This is a genomic window from Sphingobacteriales bacterium (assembly GCA_012517435.1).
In the GTDB taxonomy this organism is placed as follows: Bacteria; Bacteroidota; Bacteroidia; order CAILMK01; family JAAYUY01; genus JAAYUY01.
The window spans coordinates 1-2,158 of sequence record JAAYUY010000201.1 but is presented as its reverse complement, the minus strand read 5'-3'; the positions used below and the strand labels follow the sequence as shown (position 1 = coordinate 2,158).

The window sequence follows — 2,158 nt, the reverse complement described above, 5'->3', positions numbered from 1 at the left end:
TTGACAACGGCCCGGATTTAAGCGAACTTTCCCTTGACGATATCGAAAGGATTGAAATCGTAAAGGGCAGCCACAGTCCTTATTTTGGCTCTTCTGCCATTGGGGGAGTTGTCAATATTATTACCTCCGGAAATCATAAAAATGGCTTTTCCAAATCTGTGCATCTTGGAGGTGGTACTTTTGGAAAAAATACCTTTCTGCTTAATAATAGCCTGAATATGAAATATTTACATCAAAAAGGCTTTTATGTCGGGGGGAGTGTGGCCTCTCAACTGACTCACGGATTGGATGCTACCATCGACACGGTTACCGACCCGCTGGCTTTTAAAAACAGGGATCAGGATGACTATCAGCTCAGCAGTTATTCCTTAAAATCAGGTTTCCGGAATGAAAAAATTCATGTGTTTGTTTCCTGGAGAAATACCTGGCAGGAATCCGACCTCGACAAAGGTGCTTATCGTGATGATGACAATCGTTTTATCAGTTTTCACCGCAACCTGTTTTCATGGGGGGCAGATTATCGTACAGGAAAAGCCTTTAAATTCAATTATTCAGGTGCTTACTCCTTCATGCAACGTATTGACACAGATGATTCATCGGTAGTGGATGCACTGGGCAATTTCGACCATTCATATTCCAGAAGCATCTTTGACGGCTCCTATCTCATGCATGACCTTACAGTGTCTTTCACAAAAAATGATTATCAGATAATGGCAGGTGTTTTCAGCCAGTCTGAATTTATGAACAACAGAAATTATGTCTTTTACTGGAGTCCTTATTTCGGGAAATACGAACAGGATTATAATCTGGATACTCTTGACATTCATTCATCTACAAAAGGAGCTTTTATCCATTTATCTGTTGATGGCCGGAAATTTCTTTCCTGTTTGCAGGGCTTTAAACTGGAATCTGCCGGACGCATGAGCATTCACAGCCAATTCGGGCAGGTTTTTACCTGGTCGTTAAATCCCTCTTACCGGCTTAATAAAAACAGTCTTTTATTCGCTTCAGTTACCAGTGGTTTTAATGCTCCTTCACTTTACAGGCTTTATTCTCCTGATATGGGTTGGGGTGCTGTGGTCAGCAGGGGAAATAAAAATCTCAAGCCTGAGCGTTCTCTTTCTTTCGAAGCAGGAATTAAATCGGAATTTTCTGAAAATGCATTTTTTGAAGTTACACTCTATCAGACTCTTGTGCATGATGTCATTGAATATGTTTATCTTTGGGATAAAAATATCCCGCTTGATTCTCTTGGCACCGACTGGATGAGAAATGACTACCGGGGTGATACCTATATTAACTTATCGCGGATGAAACTGAATGGCTTTGAAATGAAGCTTTCTTTTTCCCTGACTGAGAAGTCAAGATTGACAGGATTTTTCAGCCTGATGAACGGTATTTCACCGCTTTCTGCTTCAGATATTGATACTTCCCTGACCCACGGCAACCATGTTCAGCTTTTTGAAAGCGGTATTTTTATTGGCAGCAGAAATGTCGAAAAAATAGGGCTGATACGAAGACCTGATGCCACTGCCGGTTTTTCATTGGATTATTATCCGAATAAAAAATTATCTTTTTATGTTTTTTCGCGGATGGTAGGCCACCGTTACGATTCCTATTATAATCCGGTTTTAGGTCCTTATGGAGCACTTGATAATGAATTGATTAAGGGCTATTTTCTGGCTGATGCGGGAATTAAGTTTCAGCTTTTTGAAAATCTCTTTTTAAGATTAAAAGTCGAAAATCTGCTGAATACCAAATACATGGAAATAAATGGGTTTTCAACCCGCCCAAGAGGCATTTATTTTTCAGTAAATTGGGAGTAATGACACAATGAAACTGTAATTAATCCGGATAAGTTGCAGGTTACCTGTTAAGAGTGATGGGAGATGGGTGATGAGTGATGGGTTCAGGGTTCCATGTACCGATTTACGATTTTGGATTTACGATTTATGATTTTCAGTACTCCCTGTTCCGGATTCCGGTTTTAAGATTCCCGTTCCTGCTGAAGACTGTCCCCGAAACGCCCTTAGCTCCCCTCTCTTTTCGAAAGAGAGGGGCCGGGGGTGAGTTGATACATAAACAATTCCGTCCCTACGGGACTTGATCGGTTATTTTTTCCCGCTGTGCTCAGTATTCCTTATCCTTAGTATTGTTT

1 protein-coding gene is annotated in these 2,158 nt (G+C 40.8%); it reads left to right on the top strand.

The features are described from left to right. Positions 1-1,826 (top strand): TonB-dependent receptor (locus GX437_11150; protein ID NLJ08218.1); only part of this gene is annotated, 1,826 nt, incomplete at its 5' end. Positions 1,827-2,158: the final 332 nt, after the last annotated feature.